The organism is Flavobacterium frigidum (genome assembly GCF_048286735.1).
Classification (GTDB): Bacteria; Bacteroidota; Bacteroidia; order Flavobacteriales; family Flavobacteriaceae; genus Flavobacterium.
On record NZ_JBLVPU010000001.1, the window covers coordinates 151,030 to 175,174 of the forward strand.

At 34.7% G+C, this 24,145-nt stretch carries 27 protein-coding genes and 1 riboswitch; of the genes, 14 read left to right on the top strand and 13 right to left on the bottom strand.

The window, feature by feature from the left end; all coding sequences use genetic code 11:
* Positions 1-94: 94 nt before the first annotated feature.
* The 6 genes from ACNQGO_RS00670 (at position 95) to ACNQGO_RS00695 (ending at position 7,538) form a co-directional block, all read left to right on the top strand.
* The gene (locus ACNQGO_RS00670) at positions 95-2,257 is read left to right on the top strand and encodes a TonB-dependent receptor (RefSeq protein WP_417983865.1); all 2,163 of its coding nucleotides are present in this window, start codon (positions 95-97) and stop codon (positions 2,255-2,257) included.
* 153 nt (positions 2,258-2,410) lie between these two features.
* On the top strand, positions 2,411-2,629 hold the full coding sequence (locus tag ACNQGO_RS00675) for a hypothetical protein (RefSeq protein WP_417947254.1): 219 nt from the start codon (positions 2,411-2,413) through the stop codon (positions 2,627-2,629).
* 38 nt (positions 2,630-2,667) lie between these two features.
* Positions 2,668-3,387 carry a GLPGLI family protein gene (locus ACNQGO_RS00680; protein ID WP_417947256.1) on the top strand — a complete coding sequence of 240 codons (720 nt, stop codon included), beginning with the start codon at positions 2,668-2,670 and terminating at the stop codon, positions 3,385-3,387.
* Positions 3,388-3,756: 369 nt separating this feature from the next.
* On the top strand, positions 3,757-4,023 hold the full coding sequence (locus ACNQGO_RS00685) for a hypothetical protein (protein WP_417947258.1): 267 nt from the start codon (positions 3,757-3,759) through the stop codon (positions 4,021-4,023).
* A 55-nt stretch (positions 4,024-4,078) separates the two neighbouring features.
* Complete coding sequence (locus tag ACNQGO_RS00690; protein WP_417947259.1) at positions 4,079-4,813, top strand: GLPGLI family protein; 735 nt, start codon at positions 4,079-4,081, stop codon at positions 4,811-4,813.
* 55 nt (positions 4,814-4,868) lie between these two features.
* Positions 4,869-7,538: a carboxypeptidase regulatory-like domain-containing protein gene (locus tag ACNQGO_RS00695; RefSeq protein WP_417983866.1), complete on the top strand. Its 2,670-nt coding sequence runs from the start codon at positions 4,869-4,871 to the stop codon at positions 7,536-7,538.
* Here the strand turns inward: ACNQGO_RS00695 and ACNQGO_RS00700 are convergent, their stop codons facing one another.
* Positions 7,539-7,952, bottom strand: a complete 414-nt coding sequence (locus ACNQGO_RS00700) for a hypothetical protein (protein WP_417947262.1) — start codon at positions 7,950-7,952, stop codon at positions 7,539-7,541.
* 159 nt (positions 7,953-8,111) lie between these two features.
* On the opposite strand from ACNQGO_RS00700, the gene greA reads away from it, so the two are divergent.
* From greA to ACNQGO_RS00715, 3 genes are all read left to right on the top strand, one after another.
* Entirely contained in the window at positions 8,112-8,588 is a 477-nt protein-coding gene (greA, locus tag ACNQGO_RS00705) for a transcription elongation factor GreA (protein WP_309757065.1), read from the top strand.
* 61 nt (positions 8,589-8,649) lie between these two features.
* Complete coding sequence (locus ACNQGO_RS00710; protein WP_417983867.1) at positions 8,650-9,039, top strand: HIT family protein; 390 nt, start codon at positions 8,650-8,652, stop codon at positions 9,037-9,039.
* A gap of 88 nt (positions 9,040-9,127) precedes the next feature.
* Positions 9,128-10,303: a transglutaminase domain-containing protein gene (locus ACNQGO_RS00715; protein WP_417947927.1), complete on the top strand. Its 1,176-nt coding sequence runs from the start codon at positions 9,128-9,130 to the stop codon at positions 10,301-10,303.
* Here ACNQGO_RS00715 and ACNQGO_RS00720 read toward each other — a convergent pair.
* Positions 10,300-11,448: a sensor histidine kinase gene (locus ACNQGO_RS00720; protein ID WP_417983868.1), complete on the bottom strand. Its 1,149-nt coding sequence runs from the start codon at positions 11,446-11,448 to the stop codon at positions 10,300-10,302. The genes ACNQGO_RS00715 and ACNQGO_RS00720 overlap by 4 nt on opposite strands.
* Before the next feature lie 176 nt (positions 11,449-11,624).
* Here ACNQGO_RS00720 and ACNQGO_RS00725 point away from each other — a divergent pair, with 176 nt between their 5' ends.
* The 3 genes from ACNQGO_RS00725 (at position 11,625) to aat (ending at position 13,672) form a co-directional block, all read left to right on the top strand.
* The gene (locus tag ACNQGO_RS00725) at positions 11,625-12,506 is read left to right on the top strand and encodes a flavin reductase family protein (RefSeq protein WP_417977623.1); all 882 of its coding nucleotides are present in this window, start codon (positions 11,625-11,627) and stop codon (positions 12,504-12,506) included.
* 24 nt (positions 12,507-12,530) lie between these two features.
* A complete protein-coding gene (locus ACNQGO_RS00730; protein WP_309760170.1) occupies positions 12,531-12,911 on the top strand; it encodes a DUF3127 domain-containing protein in 381 nt (126 codons plus the stop codon).
* Between the two features lie 122 nt (positions 12,912-13,033).
* Entirely contained in the window at positions 13,034-13,672 is a 639-nt protein-coding gene (gene aat / locus ACNQGO_RS00735) for a leucyl/phenylalanyl-tRNA--protein transferase (protein WP_417977621.1), read from the top strand.
* A 3-nt stretch (positions 13,673-13,675) separates the two neighbouring features.
* Here the strand turns inward: aat and ACNQGO_RS00740 are convergent, their stop codons facing one another.
* The 11 genes from ACNQGO_RS00740 to ACNQGO_RS00790 form a co-directional block, all read right to left on the bottom strand.
* Positions 13,676-14,386, bottom strand: coding sequence for a HesA/MoeB/ThiF family protein (locus ACNQGO_RS00740; protein ID WP_417983869.1), 711 nt, complete (start codon positions 14,384-14,386; stop codon positions 13,676-13,678).
* A 90-nt stretch (positions 14,387-14,476) separates the two neighbouring features.
* Positions 14,477-15,598, bottom strand: a complete 1,122-nt coding sequence (gene thiH, locus ACNQGO_RS00745; RefSeq protein ID WP_417983870.1) for a 2-iminoacetate synthase ThiH — start codon at positions 15,596-15,598, stop codon at positions 14,477-14,479.
* Between the two features lie 132 nt (positions 15,599-15,730).
* A complete protein-coding gene (locus ACNQGO_RS00750) occupies positions 15,731-16,108 on the bottom strand; it encodes a GxxExxY protein (RefSeq protein WP_417948146.1) in 378 nt (125 codons plus the stop codon).
* Positions 16,109-16,256: 148 nt separating this feature from the next.
* Complete coding sequence (locus ACNQGO_RS00755; protein ID WP_417983871.1) at positions 16,257-17,027, bottom strand: thiazole synthase; 771 nt, start codon at positions 17,025-17,027, stop codon at positions 16,257-16,259.
* Positions 17,014-17,646 carry a thiamine phosphate synthase gene (locus ACNQGO_RS00760; RefSeq protein WP_417948063.1) on the bottom strand — a complete coding sequence of 211 codons (633 nt, stop codon included), beginning with the start codon at positions 17,644-17,646 and terminating at the stop codon, positions 17,014-17,016. The genes ACNQGO_RS00755 and ACNQGO_RS00760 overlap by 14 nt, the downstream gene beginning before the upstream one ends.
* A complete protein-coding gene (locus ACNQGO_RS00765) occupies positions 17,639-18,394 on the bottom strand; it encodes a hydroxymethylpyrimidine/phosphomethylpyrimidine kinase (protein ID WP_417977611.1) in 756 nt (251 codons plus the stop codon). Before ACNQGO_RS00765 ends, ACNQGO_RS00760 begins: the two co-directional genes overlap by 8 nt.
* Positions 18,367-18,966: a thiamine phosphate synthase gene (locus ACNQGO_RS00770; RefSeq protein ID WP_417977609.1), complete on the bottom strand. Its 600-nt coding sequence runs from the start codon at positions 18,964-18,966 to the stop codon at positions 18,367-18,369. The genes ACNQGO_RS00765 and ACNQGO_RS00770 overlap by 28 nt, the downstream gene beginning before the upstream one ends.
* A 100-nt stretch (positions 18,967-19,066) precedes the next feature.
* Positions 19,067-20,911 carry a phosphomethylpyrimidine synthase ThiC gene (gene thiC, locus ACNQGO_RS00775; protein ID WP_417977607.1) on the bottom strand — a complete coding sequence of 615 codons (1,845 nt, stop codon included), beginning with the start codon at positions 20,909-20,911 and terminating at the stop codon, positions 19,067-19,069.
* 186 nt (positions 20,912-21,097) lie between these two features.
* Complete coding sequence (gene thiS, locus ACNQGO_RS00780; protein WP_417983872.1) at positions 21,098-21,304, bottom strand: sulfur carrier protein ThiS; 207 nt, start codon at positions 21,302-21,304, stop codon at positions 21,098-21,100.
* 63 nt (positions 21,305-21,367) lie between these two features.
* Positions 21,368-21,464, bottom strand: a riboswitch (TPP riboswitch).
* 37 nt (positions 21,465-21,501) lie between these two features.
* Positions 21,502-22,071 (bottom strand): DNA-3-methyladenine glycosylase I, encoded by a 570-nt coding sequence (locus ACNQGO_RS00785; RefSeq protein WP_417947799.1) that lies wholly within the window; start codon positions 22,069-22,071, stop codon positions 21,502-21,504.
* On the bottom strand, positions 22,068-22,721 hold the full coding sequence (locus ACNQGO_RS00790; protein ID WP_417947800.1) for a queuosine precursor transporter: 654 nt from the start codon (positions 22,719-22,721) through the stop codon (positions 22,068-22,070). The genes ACNQGO_RS00785 and ACNQGO_RS00790 overlap by 4 nt, the downstream gene beginning before the upstream one ends.
* Positions 22,722-23,029: 308 nt before the next feature.
* On the opposite strand from ACNQGO_RS00790, the gene ACNQGO_RS00795 reads away from it, so the two are divergent.
* Positions 23,030-23,305 (top strand): hypothetical protein, encoded by a 276-nt coding sequence (locus ACNQGO_RS00795; RefSeq protein ID WP_417947798.1) that lies wholly within the window; start codon positions 23,030-23,032, stop codon positions 23,303-23,305.
* A 58-nt stretch (positions 23,306-23,363) separates the two neighbouring features.
* A complete protein-coding gene (locus ACNQGO_RS00800) occupies positions 23,364-24,131 on the top strand; it encodes a GLPGLI family protein (RefSeq protein ID WP_417983873.1) in 768 nt (255 codons plus the stop codon).
* Positions 24,132-24,145: the final 14 nt, after the last annotated feature.

A 24,145-nucleotide genomic window follows, 5' to 3' on the forward strand; every position in this document is an offset into this window, starting at 1 on the left:
AGCGTTTACTCTATTTTATTTGTCATAGGAAGCATTCATTTTTTTTATTTAACAACAAGAATAATTCCCCCTTTTATTCGTAGCATTTTTACGAATGAACACCTTATTTTTTAAGAATGGCTTAAAGCCAAAGACTAAAAGTCAAACTAAATTTGTACGAGTATCAGTATTACTTTGTACACTTCACTTTTCACTTTTCACATTTTCACAAGTTAAAGACACTACAAAATTGAATCAGTTAGATGAAGTTTTGGTTTCGGCAGTTCGTGTCACTGCAAAAACCCCAGTCAGCTTTAGCAATTTGGGCAAAAAGGAAATCAAGTTTCGCAATTTAGGACAGGATATCCCCATTTTGATGAATTATTTGCCATCAGTTGTGACTACTTCTGATGCCGGAAATGGTGTAGGCTACACAGGAATTCGAGTGCGTGGTAGTGATGCTACTCGTGTGAACGTTACCATCAACGGAATTCCGTATAACGATTCTGAAAGTCACGGTACGTATTGGGTAAACATGCCAGATTTTGCTTCTTCTGTAGAGAGTTTGCAATTGCAGCGCGGTGTGGGAACTTCTACAAATGGCGCGGGTGCTTTTGGCGCAAGCCTGAACATGCTAACAGATAATTATGCTGCCCAAAGTACGGGAGAAATATCCAACTCTTTTGGAAGCTTCGATACTCGGAAGCATACCGTAAAATTTAGTACCGGTTTGATGAACGACCATTTTGAAATCGCAGGACGTTTATCAGCGATCCAATCAGACGGATTTGTTGATCGCGGTGCTTCGGATTTGAAATCATATTTTCTGCAAGGAACGTATGTAGGTAAAACCACATTGATAAAAGCACTCGTTTTTGGTGGAAATGAACAAACGTATCAGTCGTGGAATGGTATAGATGGCGAGACCTTACAAAAAGATAGAACTTTCAATTCAGCAGGCGCTTTTACGGACGAACAAGGTAATGCTCGTTTTTATGATAACGAAACCGACAATTACCAGCAAGATCATTCTCAATTGCATTGGAACGAAAAAATAGCAACAAACTGGAATACTAATTTTGCCTTACATTACACGAAAGGAAAAGGATTTTATGAAAACTATAAAGAAAATGCTAAGTTTTCTGGTTATGGATTAACGCCGATTGTTATTGGAGGGACAACGATTAATAGAACTGATTTAGTCCGTCAAAAATGGTTGGATAATGATTTCTACGGGACTACATTTTCTGCGAACTACAAGGATGCTAAATTAGATTTTATTTTTGGTGGAGGCTGGAATAAGTATGAAGGAAGCCATTTTGGTAAAGTCATTTGGGCTCGATTTGCATCTCAAAGTGAGCTTGGAGACAAATATTATGACGATTATGCCGTAAAAACAGATGGGAATATTTTTGCCAAAGCCAATTATCAAATTACTGATAAATTAAGTTTGTTTGGAGATTTACAATTTCGTTCTGTAAACTATAAAGCAGATGGCGTTCAAGCTAATTCTGTAGATGATACCTTTAATTTCTTTAATCCAAAGACGGGATTAACGTATGATATTGATACTAATAACTCCTTATATTTTTCCTATGCTAGAGCGAATAGAGAACCAAACAGAACGGATTATGAGGGTAGAAACGTAAAGCCAGAAAAGTTGAATGACTTTGAATTGGGTTGGAGATATGTGGCCGAGAAAGTACAATTCAACTCAAATGTGTATTATATGGCCTATAAAGATCAATTGATTTTGACAGGGAATCTCGATGATGTAGGCGCTCCAATACGTTCCAACAGCGAAAAAAGCTACCGTTTAGGACTGGAAGTAGATGCTACAATAGCGTTAACCGACCAATTAATTATCCGTCCTAATTTTACTGTGAGTGCTAATAAAAATAAGGATTTAGCTGTTGAAGGAAAGGATTACGGCACTACAGATATCGCGTATTCACCATCGATTATTGCAGGAAATATTCTAGTCTACACGCCTATTGAAAACTTGCATATTTCATGGTTGCAAAAATTTGTAGGCGAGCAATACATGAATAACATCGAATTGCCAGCAGCAAAATTGGCAGATTATTTTGTGAATGATTTAAATGTTGCCTACACTTTTAAACCCAAATCAATTTTCAAAGAAATAATTGTAACCGGTCTTGTAAACAATTTTTTAGATAAAAAATATGTTTCAAATGGCTACATGTATGATATCTATCCGTACTATTACCCACAAGCGGGAATTAATTTCTTAGCAGGAGTAACGTTGAGGTTTTAGTGATTTATTTTAGTTATATTGCGAAAAGTCCTGATGGTAAAACATCAGGATTTTTTGTTTATCCATTTTTATCAATATCACTAAAAGGGAGTTTTGTGAATTTTTTTATATTCATTTTAATTTGCATTGGTTAGTCCAGAAACATTTTATAAATTGAAACCAATATTTAAAAGTAGTATTTGCCACTATATTAGTGTAGCATTTAGTGGCGCTGCAATGGCAGAAAATAAACAAATTGAAATAGAGGTTTTAGCTGATAATTGCACAGATGTTTATTATGAAACGTATAAAGAATTTGAAGCTCTAGGGATTGAGGAAGAAGCTACAGCTGAAGCTTTTGCCGCTTACAAAGATTGTAAAGGTCTAAATTAGTTTAATAACCCGTTTTTAACGGGTTAATTTTTTTATATATGAAGTATATTTATTTTGTTTTATTTTTTAAGAGTCTGACGTTATTTTCTCAAAGTAATGCAAGGATTAGTTACGCAGTGATGCCAACTGGGGGGTCATTAGAAAAAAACCAGGAGGTAGTAAAGAGTAAAGTAGCCAGCTCATTTATTGGGGTCGATGAAGCCATGTCAAGATTGAACTACATTTTGATAATCAAAGATCATAAATCACATTTTTACTTAGAGTCAATATTAGATTTTAATGAAAAACCAGCTAGGTTAGCTAGAGCTTTCGCTGGAAATGCTGAGTTTTTTAAAGATAAACGAAAAAAAGTAAAAATTAAAAAAGTTGACTTTTCAAATGAAATATTTTTTGTTAAATTAGACTCAGTTCCTCAATGGGAACTGCAAAATGAGCAAAAGATAATTAATGGGTATACTTGCTTTAAGGCCAGCAGGGAAAAGCGATTACGTCTAAAACTAAACAATCCAACTCATACTGTGGTTGCTTGGTATTGTCCTTCTATTCCTACACCAAACGGACCCAAAGAATTTGGTGAGTTGCCCGGTTTAATTTTGGAGTTGCAAGATGATAAAATAACATATTTAGCTTCGAAAATCGAGCTAAATAATGATTTGAATGTGATAATAAAAGAAGTAAATAGCAAAGTAATATCGGAAACTGAATTTTATGAAATAGTAAATAAAACTGTAAAAAATACTGCTGCTGCCATAAGATGATTTATTTGATTTATATTATAAAGATTAGTATTTATCGCCCTAGCAGCGGTAGTATTTAGTAGCATTACAACTGCGAAAACTGAGGAAGTTAAAAAGAAAAAAACTGTAAGCCAAGAGGAATACACTAAAAAAGCACTCTCAAATTAATTATTTTGTCGATTATTGTGTTTTTCATTTTGTAAAGTTTGATCTCTAATTACTATTTGATGTAAAGCATATATTTCGTGGAAGTTATAAAATATATTAAAGGTATAAACTTGTTAAATTTTAGTTAAAATTTAAAGTAAATTCTTCTAATCAGTTTTTTTTTTTTTCATTTTTGCTTTGGTTAACCAAATAAACTATTAATAAATTAAAAACATTTAAAAAATGAAAAAATTAGTATTTACCGCTCTTGCAGTGGTAGCATTTAGTGGTGCTGCAATGGCAAAAACAGCAGAAGTTAAAGAAGAAGTTTTAGTAGGCAAAGAAAGCGAAGTAGTAATTTTAGCTGTACAAGGCCCTGGCGACAGTGAAGCTACTGCTACTCCATGTCAAGATGCGGCAATTAATATTTATGAGTATGTAATGAATACTTATAATAATGGAGGTGACAATCTAGATTTATTACATAATTTATTGGCACAATGTAAATAGAAAAATAATATTACTCCAGAATTTTTAATTCTGGAGTAATTAAAATTTTTAAACGATGAAATATATTATTGTCTGCTTTCTACTTTTCACTATTAGTATTTACTCTCAATCTGGGATCATAACATATGATGTCAGAGTAGAAAAGCAAAGTGAGGAGGTTCCAAAAGAATTCTCAGAGATTTTAAAAAAATCACTTGATCATGCCAATAGTCAGAAGTTTGAACTGACTTTTAATAAAAATATATCAAGATTTGTCTCTATTCAAAAAGCAGGTCTAGATAATGATTATGATAAACAAGCTGAAATCTTGGCAAGGTTGGCGTTTAGTACTGGTTCAGATTTTTTTTATGATAAGAATCTTGAAACTGAAATAGAGCAGAAAGGTGATGGTACATTAATAAAAACCATAAAATCATTTACAAAATGGGACATTACATCTGAATCAAAATCAATTAGTAATTATCTCTGTTATAAAGCAATTTTAGAAATAACTTTTGTTAATAGAAAAGGGATTTCAGGCATTAATACAATAATTGCATGGTTTGCACCTAGCTTGCCTTTTACATTTGGACCTAAAAATTTTTATGGATTACCGGGTTTAATTTTAGAACTGCATGAAAATAAAACTACTTATTTGGTTACAAAGGTTGTTCTTTCTAGCAAAGAAATTAAAATAGATTTCCCAAAAGGTAAAACAATTTCAAAGGAGGAATATGATAAAAAACTTGAAGCTAGTATGGGAGGTGTGATAATTGGCAAAAAAAGAGAAAAAGAGAAGAACTCTCAATAAATAAAAACAGTTCAATTCCTTTTTATTATTTTGAGGCCAAATAAGAATTAAATAAATGCACAAAATACTCTTCTATTTTCTTTTTTTTACAACTCTAAGTTTCTCTCAATCCCGCACTATTACGGGTGTGGTGGCTGAGGATAGCAACAAACCACTAGAGTCTGCTAATGTCATTGCAAAACCCTTACAGGAGAAAGCCAGTCTTAAGTTTGCTATTGCTGATAACAAAGGGCGCTATCGCCTAGAGCTGGATAAAGCTGTGAAGTATGAAATTACGGTTTCATACATTGGGTTTGTGGAGGAAGTGTTTGTCCTAGAGGCTGATGCTGTTGTGAGTTCGCACGATTTTAAACTAAAGCCTACCGGAGAACAACTGAAAGAAATTGTGATCAAACACGAGTTCAAGCCCATCGAAATTAAAAAAGACACGATGACTTTTGACGTTAAGAGTTTTTCAAACGGCAACGAACGCAAAATGAAAGAAATCCTCGAAAAACTTCCTGGAGTTGAGGTCGATAAAAACGGGGGCGTTACCGTACAAGGTAAAAAAGTAACCAAAATGCTCGTAGAGGGTAAGTCTTTTTTTGGTGGAGGTTCTAAACTAGCTGTAGAAAATATTCCTGCTGATGCGCTGGATAAAATTGAAGTTATTGATCATTTCAACGAAGTCGGTTTTATGAAGCAAGTATCGGATAGTGATGAGCTAGCCATGAATGTAAAACTCAAAGCCGATAAAAAGAAATTTGTTTTTGGTGATGTAGAAGCTGGTGCCGAGGTAGGCAATGCCGATAATGGTTTTTATCTTGCCCACGCCGCTTTGTTTTATTATGCTCCTAAAACTAACTTAAGTTTTATAGGTGACTTGAATAATATAGGTAAACGCACCTTTACATTTGATGATTTAATGCGTTTTGGTGGCGGTATGAGCACTTTTTTATCGGGTCGAAAATCACTCACAAATTTGTATTCCTTTGCCAATGACAACCAAGATGTGGTGCAGAATACTTCCCAATTTGGTGCGTTTAATTTTAGCCACGATACCTCATCAAAACTGTCTATTTCTGGTTTTTCTATTTTTTCGAAAGTGTTGACGGCATCACAAACCGAAAGTAAAAATGAGTATTTGCAAAATAGTGATATCGCTTTTGAAAAACGATTGCAAGAAGGTACCAATCGGTCTGTTTTAGGAATTGGGAATATCAAACTCGATTATTCGCCTAGCGCCAAAGAAAAATGGTACTATAACGGACAATACCAGTCGAGTAATAATACTATTTCAAACACCATCAATTCGATAACTAATGTGAATGCGAGTATTTTTGAAACACTCAACAAAGCCGATAATACCGCCATAAAACAATACATCGAGTGGCACAAAAGTTACAATCTAAAACACACCACCACTTTAGTAATCAATCAAGCATACGATTACAACACGCCACGAACCAACTGGTTTACTGATCAGCCTTTCTTAGCAGGACTAATTCCGTTGCAAGAGGATAGCGCGTACCGCATTGAACAAGTAAAAAAAGTAAAAACCAATAGCGTTGATGCACTTTTTAAGCATTATTGGATTTTAAACAACTTCAATCACTTGTATACTAATGTGGGGAATAATTACGGGAGCTCCCGTTTAGAAACCTCGGAACAACAACTACTAACCAATGGGAACGTCAATGATTTTGCTTTGGCAGGCTTTGGTAACGGAGTAAAATACAAATTGAACGATGCGTATATAGGTTTAGAATATAAGTTCAGAATAGGTAAATGGACCAATAAACCCGGATTGTATGTTCATTGGTACCATTTAAGCACCGAACAAAAATCGGGTGAGCGAGAACTGTCTAAAACACTTTTGCAACCACAGTTGAACAGTGACTACGAGTTTAACAAATCAGAATCTTTAAATTTTGTTTACAAACTTGAAAATAGTTTTCCGCAAGCCACACAATTAGCCGAGCAGTTTACGTTGCAAAATTATAACTTGGTTTACAGAGGAAATGCCTTGTTGCTAAACGAACGGTACCATAATGCCAACTTGCGCTACACAAAAACTAATTTGTACCGCGGGATCACATGGAACGCCATGGCAAGTTGGAATAAAAAAGTAAGAACGATTCGAAACAAAATTCAATTAGACGGTATCAATCAGTTTAACACGCCCATTTTGAGCAACAATCCTGAGACGAATTACAATGTAAGCGGTTCTTTTAGCAAAAAAATATACCGCTTTAACTTGAGGTTCAATACTAATATGAGTTGGTTTACTTATTTCCAAACGCTAAATAATACGGAAACTTTAAATAATAGAAACAATCAAAGAGTGGGAGTGTTACTTCGTACGGCACACAAAAAATGGCCGGGTTTTAGTGTAGGATACAACAAAGTATTTAGTCAGTTTTCGGGCTTGACCCAATCTCAGTTTCAAACCGATGCGATTACTTCTGATTTTGATATCACCATTGCAAAGTTTTGGACGTTTAAATGCAGCTACGAAAATCTAAAAAACACTAACAGCAACAAGCAAAGTAATTTTTACGATATCGCCAACACCTCGTTGCGCTATCAAAAGAAAAACAGCCCTTTTGGTTTTGAAGTGATGGTTAATAATCTATTGGATAACAAAGTCAAAAATGATTATTCTTTCTCGGATTATTTAATCAGTCAGCGCACCACCTATGTTTTGCCTCGAGTATTCTTGTTTTCGATGAGTTATAAGTTGTAATTAATTATAAACCCGTAGCGTAGTTCCATTTACCTGAACCCGATATTGCTTCATAGGATATTGCAATTTTCCCTGCCCGCTGAACAAACTGTATTCTTCAGTATCACAATCACAGAGAGCATTAATTCCTTTAATGGTCATGGTCGAACAGGAACTTATGACTTGGTTAGGACAAGCAGCATCAAAGGCATTGTAACCGCTACCGGTATTAAAAACAATAATTCCTCGAGCACCAACACCAGGATAGTAAATAGCATTGCTAGCATATTGTAGGTTAGAATAGGCAGGCAAATTCATGTTGATGTCTACCGTAAAAGTATAATTAGGAACAAATGGATTTGTATTATCAAAACTAGAATCACTACACGAAAAAAAGAGGGGAGCTATTATGCAAAGCAGTAAGTATTTTTTCATTTTAAAATAGTGTAAAAGTATTAGTGAAACAAATTTAATTTATTTAACTTTGAATTATATATGATTAACATATATTTATAGTTAAAAAAATAGTAGTATCTTAGTGGAAAGAAATCCCGTCCTGATGGGATTTTTTCTATTTATATAAATGATGAAGTTATGAGTACAGTATCGTATTACACCGCAGAAGGGTTAAAGAAATTAAGAGAAGAATTAGATTATTTAAAAAGCGTAATGCGTCCAAAAGCATCTGCAGATATAGCCGAAGCGAGAGATAAAGGAGATTTGTCTGAGAATGCTGAATATGATGCTGCTAAAGAAGCACAAGGAATGCTAGAAATGCGCATTGCAAAATTAGAGGAAGTACATTCTAATGCTAGATTAATAGATGAAACGCATTTGGATCTTTCTAAAGTTTTGGTGTTGTCTAACGTGAAAATCAAAAATCAAACCAACGGTATGGAAATGACATACACCTTGGTAGCAGAGAGCGAAGCCGATTTGAAAACCGGAAAAATTTCAGTAACTTCTCCAATTGGGAAAGGGTTATTAGGAAAATCAGTAGGCGAATTTGCCGAAATTACAGTGCCTAATGGCGTTTTGAAATTCGAAATTTTAGAAATATCTCGTGATTAATTTCAATTATTAGGTCTCACCTAACGCAGTTTAAAGATTTTTAATTTTTTAAAATAGTAGAATGAGCAGCATATTCACAAAAATCGTTAACAAAGAAATCCCATGCTACAAAATTGCAGAGGATGAAAATTTCTTAGCTTTTTTGGATGTAAATCCAAATGCAAAAGGGCATACGCTTTGTATTCCAAAACAAGAAATCAATAAGATTTTTGAGATGGAAGACGATTTGTATTTGGGACTGATGCAGTTTTCCAAAAAAGTAGCGGTGGCTCTTGAAAAAACAGTGCCGTGTAAAAGAATAGGAATGTCAGTTATTGGATTGGAAGTTCCACATGCGCATGTGCATTTGATACCTTTGAATGAAATGGATGAAATGCGTTTTCAAAATAAAGTAGTATTGACTAAAGACGAATTCGAAGCATTGGCAGCGCGTATTGCAGCCAACATTTAATTTTTGCAATAAAATAAATTGGTACAGTTTTAGTTTAAAAGGGAAGAGGTGAAAGCCTTTTCCCTTTTTATTTTAAACTTAGATTTTTATGATGAAAAATATTTGTACGGTACTTTTAATTTTTTGCTTTACACTTAGTTTCGGGCAAGCCACACCTGCTTTTGCTATTGTGGATGCTAAAATGACATCTATTCCTAGTACTTCAACGAAATCAACGGATGCGATTGCAAATTATATCAACGCTAATTTCAAAACAGAAACCGATAAAATTAGAGCTATTTTTTATTGGACAGCATCAAATATAAGCTATGATGTTCCGGGAATGTTTGCCTTGAATGCTAATGAAACAGTTTCAGAAAAAATCGGTAAGACACTAAAAACTAGAAAAGGAGTTTGTACTAACTATGCTGTCGTTTTTAATGATCTAGCTCAAAAAGTGGGAATTCAGTCCTATATTATAGAAGGATATACAAAACAATACGGGAAAGTGAGTAGTTTGGCGCATGCGTGGACAGCTGCAAAAATTAATAACAAGTGGTATGTGTTTGATCCTACCTGGGGCGCTGGTTACGTGAATAACGGTAAATTCATTAAAAAGTTGAATAATATTTATTTTAAAGCAGCTCCGTCTGTGATCATCGCATCACATATGCCGTTTGATTATTTGTGGCAATTTTCGAATTATCCTATTTCGAATAATGATTTTTATGAAGGCAAAATTCAAATGAATAAAACTAAGAAATACTTCGATTTTGAGAAAGAAATCAATATTTATCAAAAACTTTCAGAAGAAGATCAGTTGTTCACATCGGCTGAAAGAATAGCTAAAAATGGTTTAAAAAACGCTATGATAGTGGAGCGTTACGAAGATAAAAAGCAACATTTGACTACTTTGCGATACAATACAAATATCGAAAAATTGAATGCTGTAGTACAAGAATTGAATGAAGCGGTAGTCTTGCTAAATGATTTTATTCATTACCGAAACAATAAATTCAAACCTACTTTTTCAGATGAGGAGACTAGCAGAATGATTGAAATCCCGAAGGAAAAATTAATGAGATGTCAGAATGATATTTATAGTGTTGGCTCCGTTGGTGATCAAAATGCAACAAATGTAACGTCGATTAAAAAATCAATTGCAACCGCTTTGGCGCAAGCCGAGGAACATTCGTTGTTTGTAAAAAACTATTTGAGTAAGTCTAAAATAGTTAGAAAAACGATGTTCTCAAAAATCACTTGGCTTGGCGTTCCTTTACGCTAAACTACTTTTTTAAAACTAACCTGCATTGTTGTTCCTTTTCCAATCTCGGAATTCAGAACTTTGATTGTTCCATTGTGGTATTCCTCAACAATTCTTTTGGACAACGATAAACCCAATCCCCAACCGCGTTTTTTTGTAGTAAAACCGGGTTCAAAAATATTTTTGAATTGATTTTTTTGAATTCCGCTTCCCGTATCCGAAACATTTATTTTTACAACTTCACCTTCCATTTCGATTCGAAGTGCTAATTTTCCTTTTCCTTTCATCGCATCTATGGCGTTTTTTACTAAATTTTCAATGGTCCAGCTGTGTAATGTTGGGTTCAAGGAAACCCAAATTGGGGTTTGTGGCGCTTGGAACGAAAATTCAATTTGTTTGGAGAATCGAGATTGTAAATAGTCAAAAGATTGAAAAGTTTCGGCAACGATATCTTTATTTTCTAATTTTGGCTCTGAGCCAATTTTAGAGAAACGATCGGTTATGGTTTGCAAGCGCTCAATGTCTTTTTCAATTTCAAATGTGGTGCTTTCGTCTATATTTTCAGTTTTTAAGAGTTCAACCCAGCCAATCAATGAAGAGAGCGGAGTTCCAATCTGGTGCGCCGTTTCCTTGGCCATACCAGCCCAAAGTTTGTTTTGAGTAGCAATTTTTGTACTGCGATAAAAATTATAAACCAATCCGCCAAAAAGGACAATAATAAGTAGTAATGCAAGAGGGTAATATTTTAATTTGTTGAGCAAGGCAGAATTACCATAATATAAGTTCTGAAATTTTCCAGGTACATACTCAATAACAATGGGTTCGTTTTCGTTTTTTAATTTGGATAAAAAAACATGGGCTTTGCGATCATTTTTTACAATGGCATCGTCAATATTTACTGTATTGATAATGCGCTTATTCTCCGTTACTATGATGGGAATAGATGTGTTATTGCTAAATATTAGAAGTGGCAGTTCTACGTCTGTATTTTCACCGGCATTGTTCAGTGTTTTTTGGGCTTTTGCCCAAAGATTCATTTTTAATCGTTCTTCATTTTTGAAGATCTGAAAAAAAGTATAGGTGTTCCAAAGAATCAGTGAGATAATTAAAAAAGAGGCAACAATTATTATCCAACGGGTTGTATTTCTTCTTTCAGAAAACTGCATAAATATGTTTTAGAGGTATAAATGTAACGAAATATAAGCACTTGTATTTTAGTTTTGAGCAAAGAAATTTTTTCATAATAAATCTCGATCTAATTTCATTCTAATTTGGAGACACCGCTTTTTATACTTAATTCATTTGTCTACTTTTGTATTCCACAGTATTAAATTATTAAGATATGATAACTATTGATCCTAAAAGTATTGAAACCGCAAAATTACAAGGGTATTTGCAAAGTTCCGTTGGACCCAGACCTATTGCTTTTGCGAGTACGATGGATGCGAAGGGAAATGCCAATGTTTCTCCGTTTAGTTTCTTTAATGTATTTAGTGCCAATCCTCCTATTTTGATATTTTCGCCTGCGAGACGCGTTCGCGATAATTCGATAAAACACACACTTATTAATGTAGAAGCAACTGGGGAAGTAGTCATTAATGTTGTGAATTATGACATGGTGCAACAGATTTCTTTGGCCAGTACAGAATATGCAGATGGAGTAGATGAGTTCGTAAAATCAGGCTTAACACCTGTAGCTTCAGAGGTGGTAAAACCGTATAGAGTAAAAGAATCACCAGTGCAATTTGAATGCAAAGTCACTCAGATAATTCCTTTGGGAACCGAAGGTGGAGCTGGGAATTTAGTGCTTTGCGAAGTGCTTCGAATTCACATAGATGAATCGGTTTTAGACGAGAAGGGTGCGATAGATCAGTATAAAATCGACTTGGTTTCTAGATTGGGTGGTAACTGGTATTCAAGATCCAATCAAGGCCTTTTTGAAGTTCCAAAACCATTATCGACATTAGGAATTGGAGTAGATGCAATTCCGACTTTCATCAAAGAAAGTCCCATTTTTGATGGAAATGATTTAGGGATTTTAGGAAATGTAGAAGCCTTGCCTACAACCGAAGAAGTTAGTATATTTGTACAACAAGATTTTGCAGTAAAAGGAGTTTTAAGTGCTGATGATGCCGAAAAAGTGCATCTGGAAGCCAAAAAATATTTAAATGCTAACGATGTTTCCTCGGCCTGGAAGGTACTTTTAGCGGAAAGAAAAAAATAGAACAAAACAATTAAAATAGAGAAGATGGAAGTTACAGGAAAAATTAAAATGATCGATCAAACTAAAGAAGTTGGATCTGGCGGTTTCAAAAAAAGAGATGTTGTAGTAACAACAGATGAGCAATATCCACAACACATTTCAGTTCAATTTGTTCAAGATAAATGTGACTTATTGAATACTTTTCAAGTAGGAGAAGCGGTAAAAATAGACATCAACTTAAGAGGTAGAGAATGGACGAATGCGCAGGGAGAAACCGTTTATTTCAATACGATTCAAGGATGGAGAATAGGGAAATTACAAGTTGAAACTCCTTCTGCTGGACAAATGCCTCCTATGCCTGCTGCTGAAGCTTTTGCACCAGCAACCAACTTAAACGAAGAAGAAGCAGACGATTTGCCGTTCTAAAATAAAAAGTTATATTTTTAAATTCCAAATTCCAAATTGAGCCTGTCTTTATATTGGAATTTGGTTTTTTTTTGAAATTGATTTTCGGAATTGCCATTGTCCTTGATTTTTGAAATTAAAAAATGTATTATTTATCTCCAGCTTTATTTTTTCCACCAGTTTCTGAAGCCAATAAGGATGGAATTCTTGCTATTGGTGGTGACTTGACTCCGGCACGCTTACAACTAGCTTACAAAAGTGGTATTTTTCCATGGTTTGAAGATGGCGAACCCATTATTTGGTGGTCACCCAATCCTCGTATGGTTTTATTTTTGGATGAATTAATTGTTTCTAAAAGCATGAGGAATATTTTGAATAGAAATATTTTTAAAATAACATTCAATCAAAATTTTAGAGACGTAATTTCAAATTGTCAAAATATCAAACGAGAGGGTCAAAACGGAACTTGGATTACAAATGACATGATCGAAGCCTATTGTGAACTTCACCAATTAGGCATAGCAAAATCAATTGAAGTTTGGCAAAATGACATTTTAGTAGGAGGTTTGTATGGCATTGATTTGGGTCATGTATTTTGTGGGGAAAGTATGTTTTCTAAAGTTTCTAATGCTTCAAAAGTAGCTTTCATTGCTTTGGTAAACCATTTAAAAAAAGAAAATTACAAGCTATTGGATTGCCAAGTTTATAATCCACATTTAGAAAGTTTGGGTTGTAGAGAAATTAACAGAATCGATTTTATGGAAATATTAAACAGCAATTAGCATTTAAAACTTCAGTTTCTTAAAACTCCAATCCAGTGTATTAAATAGTACCAATTCATTTTCTAAAGTTGGTAAATCCATAATCAGTTTCAACGTCTCCTGCGCCATCATCGTGCCTATGATTCCAGGAAGCGTGCCTAATACGCCATTCAAATTACAATTTGGAACGTCTTTTGGATTTGGTGGTTCAGGGAATAAGTCACGAAGATTCTTATTTCCATTATGATTGAAAACCGCCATTTGGCCTTCAAATTTTAAAATGCTACCGTATATTAATGATTTACCTAGTTGTACACAAATATCATTTACCAGATAGCGGGTTTCGAAGTTGTCGCAACCGTCAACAATCACATCAAAGTCTTTAATAATTTGAGCTGCGTTTTCAATTGTTAATTTTTTTTCAAAGGCGATAACAGTAATCAATGGATTTAAAGTTTCTAAGACTGATTTTGCAGTAATTGCTTTTGATTGACCAACGTACTCCTCAGTATATAGAATTTGGCGATGTAAATTGTGTAATTCTATTGTATCAAAATCTACAATTCCTATAGTTCCAATTCCGGCCGTTGCTATATATTGCAAGATAGGACATCCTAGTCCGCCTGCGCCAATCACTAAAATTTTAGCTTTCTTTAATTTTTTCTGTCCCAAATCACCTATTTCCGGTAACATCATTTGTCGGTTATAGCGTAAAAAATCCTGAATAATACTCATTTTTTATTAAGTCTTAAAGTTGAAAAGTCATAAAGTTGAAAGTCAAAAGAAGATAAAAAAATTAAGTTGAGTTCTTTCGACATGAAGAGTTTACGACATTTGACTGTATATTTTATCCCAATCTTTCCAAACGGGTTCATATCCTTTACTGGTAATGACTTTTGCAATCTCTGAAGCCGATCGTTCGTCACTGATTTCAAATTGTTCCAAGGATTGCGGATCAACAATATAACCACCAGGATTCGTTTTAGAACCGGCACTCATACTAGTAATCCCAATTGGAATAATATTATCACGGAATTTTTCATTTTCACGGGTCGACAGGGAGATTTCTAAATCTTCATTCCACAAACGGTAGGCGCAAATGAGCTGGGTCAAATCACTATCATCCATGATAAAGTTAGGCTCAATAACTCCTTCTGCCGGTCGCAATCTGGGGAAAGAAACCGCATATTTAGTTTGCCAATACGTTTTTTGTAAATAATCTAAATGCAAGGCATTGAAAAAACTGTCTGTACGCCAATCTTCTAATCCTAATAAAACGCCCAGTCCAATTTTATGAATACCAGCAGTTCCCACTCGGTCTGGTGTATCTAGACGAAAATCAAAATTGGATTTTTTTCCTTTTGTGTGGTATTTCTTGTAAACATCACGATGATAAGTTTCTTGATACACTAAAATCGAATAAACACCAGCTTCATGTAATTGCGCATATTCTTCTGTTGACAGTGGTTGCACTTCGGCTGAAATAGTAGAAAAATCATTTTTTATTTGAGTAATTGCCTTTAGAAAGTAATGAATGTTTACGGTATAATTTGCTTCGCCAGTCACCAACAAAACGTGATCAAATCCCGCTTTTTTTAAGACTTCAATTTCTAGCGTAATTTCACTTTCGGTAAGTGTTTTTCGCTTGATTTTGTTATCTAAACTAAAACCACAATACGTGCAAATGTTCTGACATTCATTACTTAAATACAAAGGCGCATACATCTGAATCGTTTTTCCGAATCTTTTTTTAGTTAATTCATGGGCTTGTTGCGCCATTTGCTCTAAATAGGGTTGAGCAGCAGGTGAAAGTAAAGCTAGAAAATCATCGAGACTGCGCTTATTTTTGGCTAACGCCTGTTCGACTTCTACATTTGTTGTGCTGTATATTTTGGATTTAATGGTATTCCAATCGTAGTTGTCATAAACCGATTTAAATGTTTTCATTGTTTTGTTTTTTTACTGCAAAAAGAAAATACTGTTTTTGGCACGCAGATTCTGCAGATTTTCGCAGATTTTTTAACTATTTATTTTAATTTTCATCTTCACAAATCTGCGGGCTGATTTTTAATTCTCAATTTATATTTTATTTGCAATTCGTTTAATGTCATCTAAAATAGTGATGGTATTGAAATTGACCAGAATTCCTAGTTTTTTATTAGTAAGTTTTAAGTAGTTTGTAATTTGTTTATAATGTATAGGTGCTAAATTTTCCACAGATTTTAACTCAATAATTACCTTATCCTCTACTAATAAATCAATTTTGAAAGCAACATCTAATATGATTTCGTCATAAGGAATGGTGATTTCAATTTGTCTCTGCACTTTTAAATCCAATTTAGTTAATTCACAGTATAACGCACTTTCATATACAGACTCAAACAAACCGGGACCTAGTGTGTTATAAACTTTGAAAATTGCTCCTCTTATTTGATATGAAATTTCATTTTCTATCATTTTTTTGAATTTAAAAATTAGCATTAATTAAATGTAGTTGTTTTATTTCAAAAATGATGAACGTAATTGTTTAGTACCTAGAATTTTTTAAATCTGTTTTCACTTTTTATCTGCGTAAATCTGTAAAATCTACGTGCTAATTTAAAAATTACTCGTATAAAAATGCAGTCAAAGGACTCGAAGCCACCGCTCGATTTACCTTTTGTGCTAATTGTGCTTCGTATGCTTTTCGTCCTGCAATTACCGCTTCTTTAAAAGCTTCAGCCATCAGTTTGGGATTTCCTGCCACTGCAATCGCAGTGTTTACCAAAACCGCATCAGCTCCAAGTTCCATTGCTTTTGCAGCATCAGATGGCGCGCCAATTCCGGCATCTATAATCACAGGAACTCTACTTTGTTCGATAATGATTTCTAAAAAATCGATAGTTTTTAATCCTTTGTTGCTTCCAATTGGCGAGCCCAAAGGCATTACCGCAGCAGTTCCTGCATCTTCCAAACGTTTGCATAAAACCGGGTCCGCATGAATGTAAGGCAAAACGATAAATCCTAATTTGGCTAGTGCTTCTGTAGCTTTCAAAGTTTCGATTGCATCAGGCAGTAAATATTTTGGATCAGGATGAATTTCGAGTTTCAGCCAATTGGTTTCTAATGCTTCGCGGGCTAATTGCGCAGCAAAAATGGCTTCTTTCGCATTTCTTGCACCCGAAGTATTGGGCAATAAATTAATTCTAGGGTGTTTTAGATGTGCTAAAATTGCATCTGTTTCGGTTTCTAGATCGATACGTTTTAGCGCGACTGTAACTAGCTCGCTCCCAGATGCTAAAATGGCTTCTTCCATTTGCTGATTCGAACCAAATTTTCCTGTGCCCATAAACAAGCGGGATTCAAATGTTTTATCTCCTATTTTAAATGGTAACATATAATTTGTCGTTAAGTTGTTTTATCAGTTGCGAAGCATTTTTAATTTGTGTAATCAAACCTGAAACAGCGATACCATGAATTCCAGTTTTCATCAAACTTTCTACATGCTCCAGTGTGATTCCTCCAATGGCATAAATGGGGATTTGGATGTTTTTCGCCTTCATTTGTTCGATAATCGAACGATATCCTTCCAGTCCTAAAATTGGACTTAAATGTTGTTTAGTAGTTGTAAATTGGTATGGTCCCAAACCAATATAATCACAATTTTCGGCTGTTCTTTGAAGCACGTCTTCAAAAGTATTTGCGGTGCCTCCTATGATTTTTGTTTTGCCTAAAATGAGTCTTGCTTCTTCAACGCTCATATCACTCAAACCTAAATGAACTCCATCCGCATCCAATTGCTTAGCTAAATGAACGTTGTCATTGATAATAAAAGTTGCTAAATATTCTTTGCACAACATTTTTACGGCTTCCGCCAAAGTAAAAGCATCATCTGAATAATTTTTTTTGAATCTCATTTGTATCCAATCACAACCATTATCCAATGCTTTGTGGATGTTGTATACTTGTTCTTCGACTGTGTTTCCTTGCGAAATATATTGTAATTGGTTATGCATAATGGTATCCTAATTTTGTTTGGTTCGATTGTAAATAGGTTTCAATATATTTTTTGGCGTTGCTGCATGCTGTTTTTAGGTCTTGTTCCAAGGCTAAATTGGCTGTAATAGCGGATGATAATACGCAGCCGGAGCCATGCTTTTCGGAAGCTAAAGTGCTATTTGGCGCAAGCCTGAAGATTTCATTTCCGGTATATAAATAATCAATACCTACAGCAAACGGATTATGACCTCCTTTAAGTAAAGTGGAACAGTATTTTGAAAGTTCAAGAGCGATTAAAACTGGATTTTTTTCTCTCAAAGACAATTGTAAAATCTCATTATAATTAGGTGTTATTAAATCTATTTCTTTTAATATCTCAATCAAAATAGCTTGGTTTTCGATAGTTGTAAAATGGAATTCGCTACTGGACTTCAAAACTGTATCCCAAACAATCTTTGTTTTTGGCGAAAGTTTTTTCACAACCCAAACAATTTTTCTTAAATAATTTAATGAAGGAATAATTCCAATTTTGACGGCTTTAATAGTGTAATTTTCGAACAGTTTCTCTAATGATTTTAAAACAAAATCTAAGTCAGTCCATTGTATTTCGAAGAACTCATTTTCAGTTTGAATGGTATTGCCTGTATTCACTGCAAATCCATATACATGATGCTGCTCAAATGTTTTCGCATCTGCCAGAATTCCTGCGCCTCCAGAAGGATCAAAACCCGCAATTGTTAATACGAAAGGGCGATTTGCTGACATAGTTTATAATTTTCTAGTGGGTTGTTGCTATTCCAGATGATACCTAAAAGCGCCACATTATCAAAACCATAATTCAATGCAGTTTTGATTCTCTCAGATGTAATTCCTCCAAGAGCAATTAATGTAGTTTTATTGTTATTTCTTTGTTTTAATTCTTTTTCAAAATCAATATTTGAAACGTACTTTGGTTTAGAAATACTTTCGAAAACGGGTCCAAAAAATGCGTAATCAAAAACAGTAGATAATTTTTCAAAGTCACTCATACTGTGAATGGAAGTAGAGAGTTTAAATCCTCGTTCTTTCCAATCCTTCAAATAATATTCGGATGTTTCATTTCGTTTTTTTTCTGTAAAATGAATGCGATTAATTCCAAATGCTTCTGCCAATTGATGATGACTGTGCAATGAAAGTTGGTTTCTATATTCTTGTCTAATTGCTGAAACAAAAACTTCCATTTCAAGTTTAGTAAATTCTGGTTTTCGAACATGAAGCAACTCTAGCCCATTCTTAAAAAGAGAATGAATGGTTTCGATTTCACCGACTTGTGGAGTTGGGCTAGAAATTATAAACATAGTTCTGAATTTGCTGCAAGATCTTTTTTGACCTTGTAAGTATTAATTTGGTTGTTGTATTAAACCTACAAGGTTTTATAAACCTTGCAGGTTAGTAGTTTTAAATATAAATTTCTTTCCCTTGTTCAATAAACTCCTCTGATTTGGCTGCCATTCCTTTTTCGGCTTCGGCAACATCACGAATTTCTTGTGAGATCTTCATAGAACAAAATTTTGGTCCACACATAGAGCAAAAATGAGCGACTTTTGCACCATCAGCAGGTAAAGTTTCATCATGAAATTCACGAGCTGTATCTGGGTCTAAGGATAAGTTGAATTGGTCTTCCCAGCGGAATTCAAAACGTGCTTTGCTTAATGCATTGTCACGGTATTGCGAGCCGGGATGACCTTTTGCCAAATCTGCTGCATGTGCTGAGATTTTATAAGTGATAACACCGTCTTTGACATCCTTTTTGTTGGGTAAACCTAGGTGTTCTTTTGGCGTAACATAACACAACATTGCACAGCCATACCAGCCAATCATTGCGGCTCCAATCGCAGAAGTAATGTGGTCATAACCTGGAGCAATATCAGTTGTTAATGGTCCTAAAGTATAAAATGGCGCTTCATCACAATGTTCTAATTGTTTGTCCATGTTTTCTTTAATCATGTGCATTGGTACGTGACCAGGACCTTCAATAAATACCTGAACATCGTGTTTCCAAGCAATTTTTGTCAGTTCGCCAAGGGTTTCTAATTCGGCAAACTGAGCCGCATCATTAGCATCGGCAATAGAACCTGGGCGCAAACCGTCTCCTAGTGAAAAGGCTACGTCATATTGTTTCATGATTTCGCATATATCTTCAAAATGGGTGTAAAGAAAGTTTTCTTTATGGTGATACAAACACCATTTTGCCATAATCGAACCGCCACGGGAGACAATTCCGGTAACCCGTTCCGCAGTCAAATGAATGTAACGCAATAAAACGCCGGCATGAATAGTGAAATAAGAAACACCTTGTTCGGCTTGTTCGATTAAGGTGTCACGATAGATTTCCCAAGTGAGATCCTCGGCCACGCCATTTACTTTTTCTAGAGCTTGGTAAATTGGTACCGTTCCAATAGGTACTGGAGAATTTCGAATAATCCATTCTCTGGTTTCGTGAATGTTTTTTCCTGTTGATAAATCCATAATCGTGTCAGCTCCCCAACGACAAGCCCAGACTGCTTTTTCTACTTCTTCTTCGATAGTTGAGGTTACGGCGCTGTTCCCGATATTCGCATTAATTTTTACCAAGAAGTTGCGACCTACAATCATAGGTTCGCTTTCGGGATGGTTGATGTTATTTGGAATAATGGCACGCCCTCTGGCTACTTCGCTACGGACAAATTCAGGTGTGATTTGCCCCACCCCAGACCTCCCCGAAAAGGAGGGAGTGTTTGCGCCCCAACTATTTCCTTCGTGTTGGCATTGCATGGCTTTGGTTTGTTCGTTTATTAGCTCCAAGCGTTGGTTTTCACGAATGGCAATGTATTCCATTTCGGGAGTGATGATTCCTTGTTTTGCATAATACAATTGAGATACATTGGCCCCTTTTTTGGCACGCATGGGTTTGTGTAAATATTCAAAACGCAATTCGTTTAGTTTTTCGTCATTCAAACGCTTTTTTCCATATTCAGATGAGATTTCAGTTAATTCTTCAACATCATTACGGTCCAAAATCCATTGTTCGCGAATACGTGGCAATCCTTTTCGAATGTCAATTTCGATATTTGGGTCGGTAAATGGGCCCGAAGTATCGTAGACGGTTACTGGCGGGTTTTTTTCTATTCGTCCGTTTGACATTTTAGTGTCTGCTAATGCAATTTCTCGCATGGCTACTTTTATGGGATGAAGGATTCCGTCTACGTAAATTTTTGTAGAGTTTGGGAAAGGAGTTCTTGAGATTTTTTCTTCGTTATTCATTGTTCAGTAGTTTATGTTTTGATTAGTGTTTGTCTTCTGCTAGGGATAGAAATGGATAGCCCGTAAAGCGGAAAGCCGAATAAAACAAGGATTAGTGAAGCGACCGTAAGGAAGCTTTGACTAAGACTATGTTTTATAGGATTGCAACTGCGGACTTGAAATGGATAGCCCGCCCGAGCAGCCATACTATCCTCCTTGAGTTGCAGAGATGATGAGAATGTCGTCGGTTTCTTGTATAAGGTGAGAATTCCAATCGGATTTTGGAATCACGGTATTGTTAATGGCTACAGCAATTCCGTTTTGTTTTTCGGGAATTTCCAAGTCAAGAAGTGCCTGAACAGAAAGACTGTCAGTTGTAAATTGTTTCGTTTGATTGTTGATTTTAAGCTCCATTCCTTTTGAATTTAGTATTCAGTTATACTTTAGGAATGGCTATAATGGCACATAAATATGCGCGGAAGTCATCTTACTTTTCCCTACGCTAGTATGAACTAGATCAGGTTCAGAGGGTAATTCTCAGCCTACAGTGTTGTAGACACCCCTAAAGTGTGGAACAAATGTAATGAAAATTATGAATTATGAATTATAAATTATGAATTTCGTTTCCAACAATTTTCTACATGATCATTGATCATGCCTGTGGCTTGCATGAAGGCATACATAACCGTGGATCCTACAAATTTGAATCCGCGTTTTTTTAAATCTTTACTTATAGCATCAGAAATTGGTGAAGTAGCTGGAACTTCTTTTAAGTTTCTTGGGAAGTTGTTAACAGGTGTGTGATTTACAAAAGCCCAAATGTATTGCGAAAAACTTCCAAATTCTTCTTGGATTTTTAGGAAAGCTTGTGCATTGGTAACTGCCGAATAGACTTTAAGTTTGTTGCGTATAATACCAGCATCTTGTAATAAATCAAGGATTTTATCATCAGAATATTGCGCAATTTTTTTATAATCAAAGTGGTCAAAAGCAGCTTTGAAATTTTCTCTTTTGTTCAAAATAGTTATCCAACTGAGTCCTGCTTGAAAGGTTTCAAGGAGTAAAAATTCAAATAGTGTGGTGTCATCATATACGGGAACTCCCCATTCCTCGTCATGGTATTTCATGTATAAATCACTGGAATGACACCAGCGGCAGCGTGTTTTATCAACTATAATCATTCTTTTTCAGAGGCTAAATAGTTTTTTATTAAATAGTGACCCAAGTAAATTAAAGGAGTCAAGAGAATGGCGATACCAAGTTTAAATGTATAACCCGTTAATGCTGAGGTTAAAAATGTATCAAAATTTATTTTTCCGGGTAACCAAAAAGCAATTCCTAAAACAATAAAAGAGTCGAATAACTGAGAAATAACAGTTGAACCCGTAGCTCTGAGCCAGATCTTATTATTTCCAGTTTTATTTTTGAAAAACCAAAAAACAGTCACATCGATTAATTGTGAAACTAAGAAAGCAACAATACTTCCTACTACGATCCACATGCTTTGACCAAAAACAGCAGTAAACTGCGCGTCATTTACCGGACTTATTCCTTTTGCGGCAGGGATGTTCAGGGCCAAAAGTAAAATAAGGAAAGAATAGGCGATCAATCCTGCTGTAATTAGGGATAGTTTTTTGACTCCTTTTTCTCCAAAATACTCATTGATTAAATCGGTTGTCAAGAAAACCATAGGCCATGGTAAAATGCCGATGCTCATTACAAACGGTCCTATTTGAATGAGTTTGCCACCAATCAACTCGGCAGTAACGGCATTGGTGATAAATATCCCAGCAAGGATGATGAAGACAAGTTTTTTTTTGGTTTTGAACATGAAGTAGGATTTGATTTCAAAAATAGTGTTTTTATCTTTTTTAAGATTAGGCAAATAGCAAATTTTTTCACTCGAAAAGTTGGTATTTGTCAGGCTGATGTTTTGAAAGGTAATTTTATAGGATATGTTTTCTTTTAAAAACTTGCCAAGCCCAATGTTTATAGTATTGTAGGAATAATGGTAAAATAATTTATAAAATTGTAGTAAATACATTAGGTTAAATTGTTTTTTTTTTTGATTTGTACTCGGACGTCCAAAACATCCTACTAAAAAGTTTAGTAAGACAATAATCAAATTATTTTAAAACTATGAAAAAATTCTTATTAAGTGCAACTTTATTAGTTGCCTTTTCTTTAACTTCGTTCGCTGCTGAGAAGACAACAAATGACTCTGTAGAGTCAAAAGTTAATACAGCGAAAGAAAAAACTGAGGTAGCAACAAAAGAAAAAACTGCCGATTGTACTATTATTCACCTTAGATGGAATGAAGGTGTAAGTGATGGTGCGGACGGTATGAAAATTATCTACCACCGTGTCGATATTGAAGTTTGTGACGATGGTAGTGTAACGATTACTGGAAAGTAAATAAATGTTATAATAATTTAAATGAGTGGGACGCCATTCATTTTTAAAATTCAATTGTATGAAAAAGTATTCATTACTGCTTTTGTTACTAGCTTGTAACACTATTAATGCTCAAAAAAGTATTAGAATCACGTATGAGCAAAAAAATTTCTATAGTGATGCTTTTTTCAATCAGGTGCCAGGTGGTGTAAGCGAAGAATTTAAAGCTGCCTTTAGAAAACCTAAAGTCTTTGAGTTGACACACAACGGTGATTATTCCTTATTTAAAAATATCGTCGAAAAGGAAATTGTAATTCCTTCTACTGAGGCTAATACTGCAACATCTATAGACAAAGGAACTGTTATAAAGCCTTATTACGTATGGATTTTAAAAGATTTTACGAAACAGTCTACGATCAAGGGTACTATAGTTGAAGATCAAGAGTATTATGTAGAACAACCCTTTATAGTTGAAGATTTAAAATATGATAAAAGAACAAAATTCATTGATGGTTATACTAGCATGTCAGCATATATCGTTTCGGCAACAAACGATACCATCCAGTATTGGTACACCCAAGAAATTCCTATCATTGATGGTCCTTTTTTAATGAGCGCTATTCCGGGCTTGGTATTAAGTATGGAGTCTAAAAAGAAAGTTGTGTATGTGACTAAAATTGAATTTTATGACAAAAAATTGGTGATTGATGGTATCAATAAAAAAACTCACTTTATTTCTGAAGTAGAACTACAGCATAAAATTAGAGAATCTGAAAAGCCAAAATCATATACCGATGAATTTGGAGGAAAACATGAATCGAATACGTTAATTATTAAAGGTTTATAACTAAAAAAATAACA

Coding starts and splice junctions, on each gene's coding strand:
- ACNQGO_RS00670 (WP_417983865.1), top strand. CDS start 95: ATGAACACCTTATTTTTTAAGAATGGCTTAAAGCCAAAGACTAAAAGT.
- ACNQGO_RS00680 (WP_417947256.1), top strand. CDS start 2,668: ATGAAGTATATTTATTTTGTTTTATTTTTTAAGAGTCTGACGTTATTT.
- ACNQGO_RS00685 (WP_417947258.1), top strand. CDS start 3,757: ATGAAAAAATTAGTATTTACCGCTCTTGCAGTGGTAGCATTTAGTGGT.
- ACNQGO_RS00690 (WP_417947259.1), top strand. CDS start 4,079: ATGAAATATATTATTGTCTGCTTTCTACTTTTCACTATTAGTATTTAC.
- ACNQGO_RS00695 (WP_417983866.1), top strand. CDS start 4,869: ATGCACAAAATACTCTTCTATTTTCTTTTTTTTACAACTCTAAGTTTC.
- ACNQGO_RS00700 (WP_417947262.1), bottom strand. CDS start 7,952: ATGAAAAAATACTTACTGCTTTGCATAATAGCTCCCCTCTTTTTTTCG.
- greA (WP_309757065.1), top strand. CDS start 8,112: ATGAGTACAGTATCGTATTACACCGCAGAAGGGTTAAAGAAATTAAGA.
- ACNQGO_RS00710 (WP_417983867.1), top strand. CDS start 8,650: ATGAGCAGCATATTCACAAAAATCGTTAACAAAGAAATCCCATGCTAC.
- ACNQGO_RS00715 (WP_417947927.1), top strand. CDS start 9,128: ATGATGAAAAATATTTGTACGGTACTTTTAATTTTTTGCTTTACACTT.
- ACNQGO_RS00720 (WP_417983868.1), bottom strand. CDS start 11,448: ATGCAGTTTTCTGAAAGAAGAAATACAACCCGTTGGATAATAATTGTT.
- ACNQGO_RS00725 (WP_417977623.1), top strand. CDS start 11,625: ATGATAACTATTGATCCTAAAAGTATTGAAACCGCAAAATTACAAGGG.
- ACNQGO_RS00730 (WP_309760170.1), top strand. CDS start 12,531: ATGGAAGTTACAGGAAAAATTAAAATGATCGATCAAACTAAAGAAGTT.
- aat (WP_417977621.1), top strand. CDS start 13,034: ATGTATTATTTATCTCCAGCTTTATTTTTTCCACCAGTTTCTGAAGCC.
- ACNQGO_RS00740 (WP_417983869.1), bottom strand. CDS start 14,386: ATGAGTATTATTCAGGATTTTTTACGCTATAACCGACAAATGATGTTA.
- thiH (WP_417983870.1), bottom strand. CDS start 15,598: ATGAAAACATTTAAATCGGTTTATGACAACTACGATTGGAATACCATT.
- ACNQGO_RS00750 (WP_417948146.1), bottom strand. CDS start 16,108: ATGATAGAAAATGAAATTTCATATCAAATAAGAGGAGCAATTTTCAAA.
- ACNQGO_RS00755 (WP_417983871.1), bottom strand. CDS start 17,027: ATGTTACCATTTAAAATAGGAGATAAAACATTTGAATCCCGCTTGTTT.
- ACNQGO_RS00760 (WP_417948063.1), bottom strand. CDS start 17,646: ATGCATAACCAATTACAATATATTTCGCAAGGAAACACAGTCGAAGAA.
- ACNQGO_RS00765 (WP_417977611.1), bottom strand. CDS start 18,394: ATGTCAGCAAATCGCCCTTTCGTATTAACAATTGCGGGTTTTGATCCT.
- ACNQGO_RS00770 (WP_417977609.1), bottom strand. CDS start 18,966: ATGTTTATAATTTCTAGCCCAACTCCACAAGTCGGTGAAATCGAAACC.
- thiC (WP_417977607.1), bottom strand. CDS start 20,911: ATGAATAACGAAGAAAAAATCTCAAGAACTCCTTTCCCAAACTCTACA.
- thiS (WP_417983872.1), bottom strand. CDS start 21,304: ATGGAGCTTAAAATCAACAATCAAACGAAACAATTTACAACTGACAGT.
- ACNQGO_RS00785 (WP_417947799.1), bottom strand. CDS start 22,071: ATGATTATAGTTGATAAAACACGCTGCCGCTGGTGTCATTCCAGTGAT.
- ACNQGO_RS00790 (WP_417947800.1), bottom strand. CDS start 22,721: ATGTTCAAAACCAAAAAAAAACTTGTCTTCATCATCCTTGCTGGGATA.
- ACNQGO_RS00795 (WP_417947798.1), top strand. CDS start 23,030: ATGAAAAAATTCTTATTAAGTGCAACTTTATTAGTTGCCTTTTCTTTA.
- ACNQGO_RS00800 (WP_417983873.1), top strand. CDS start 23,364: ATGAAAAAGTATTCATTACTGCTTTTGTTACTAGCTTGTAACACTATT.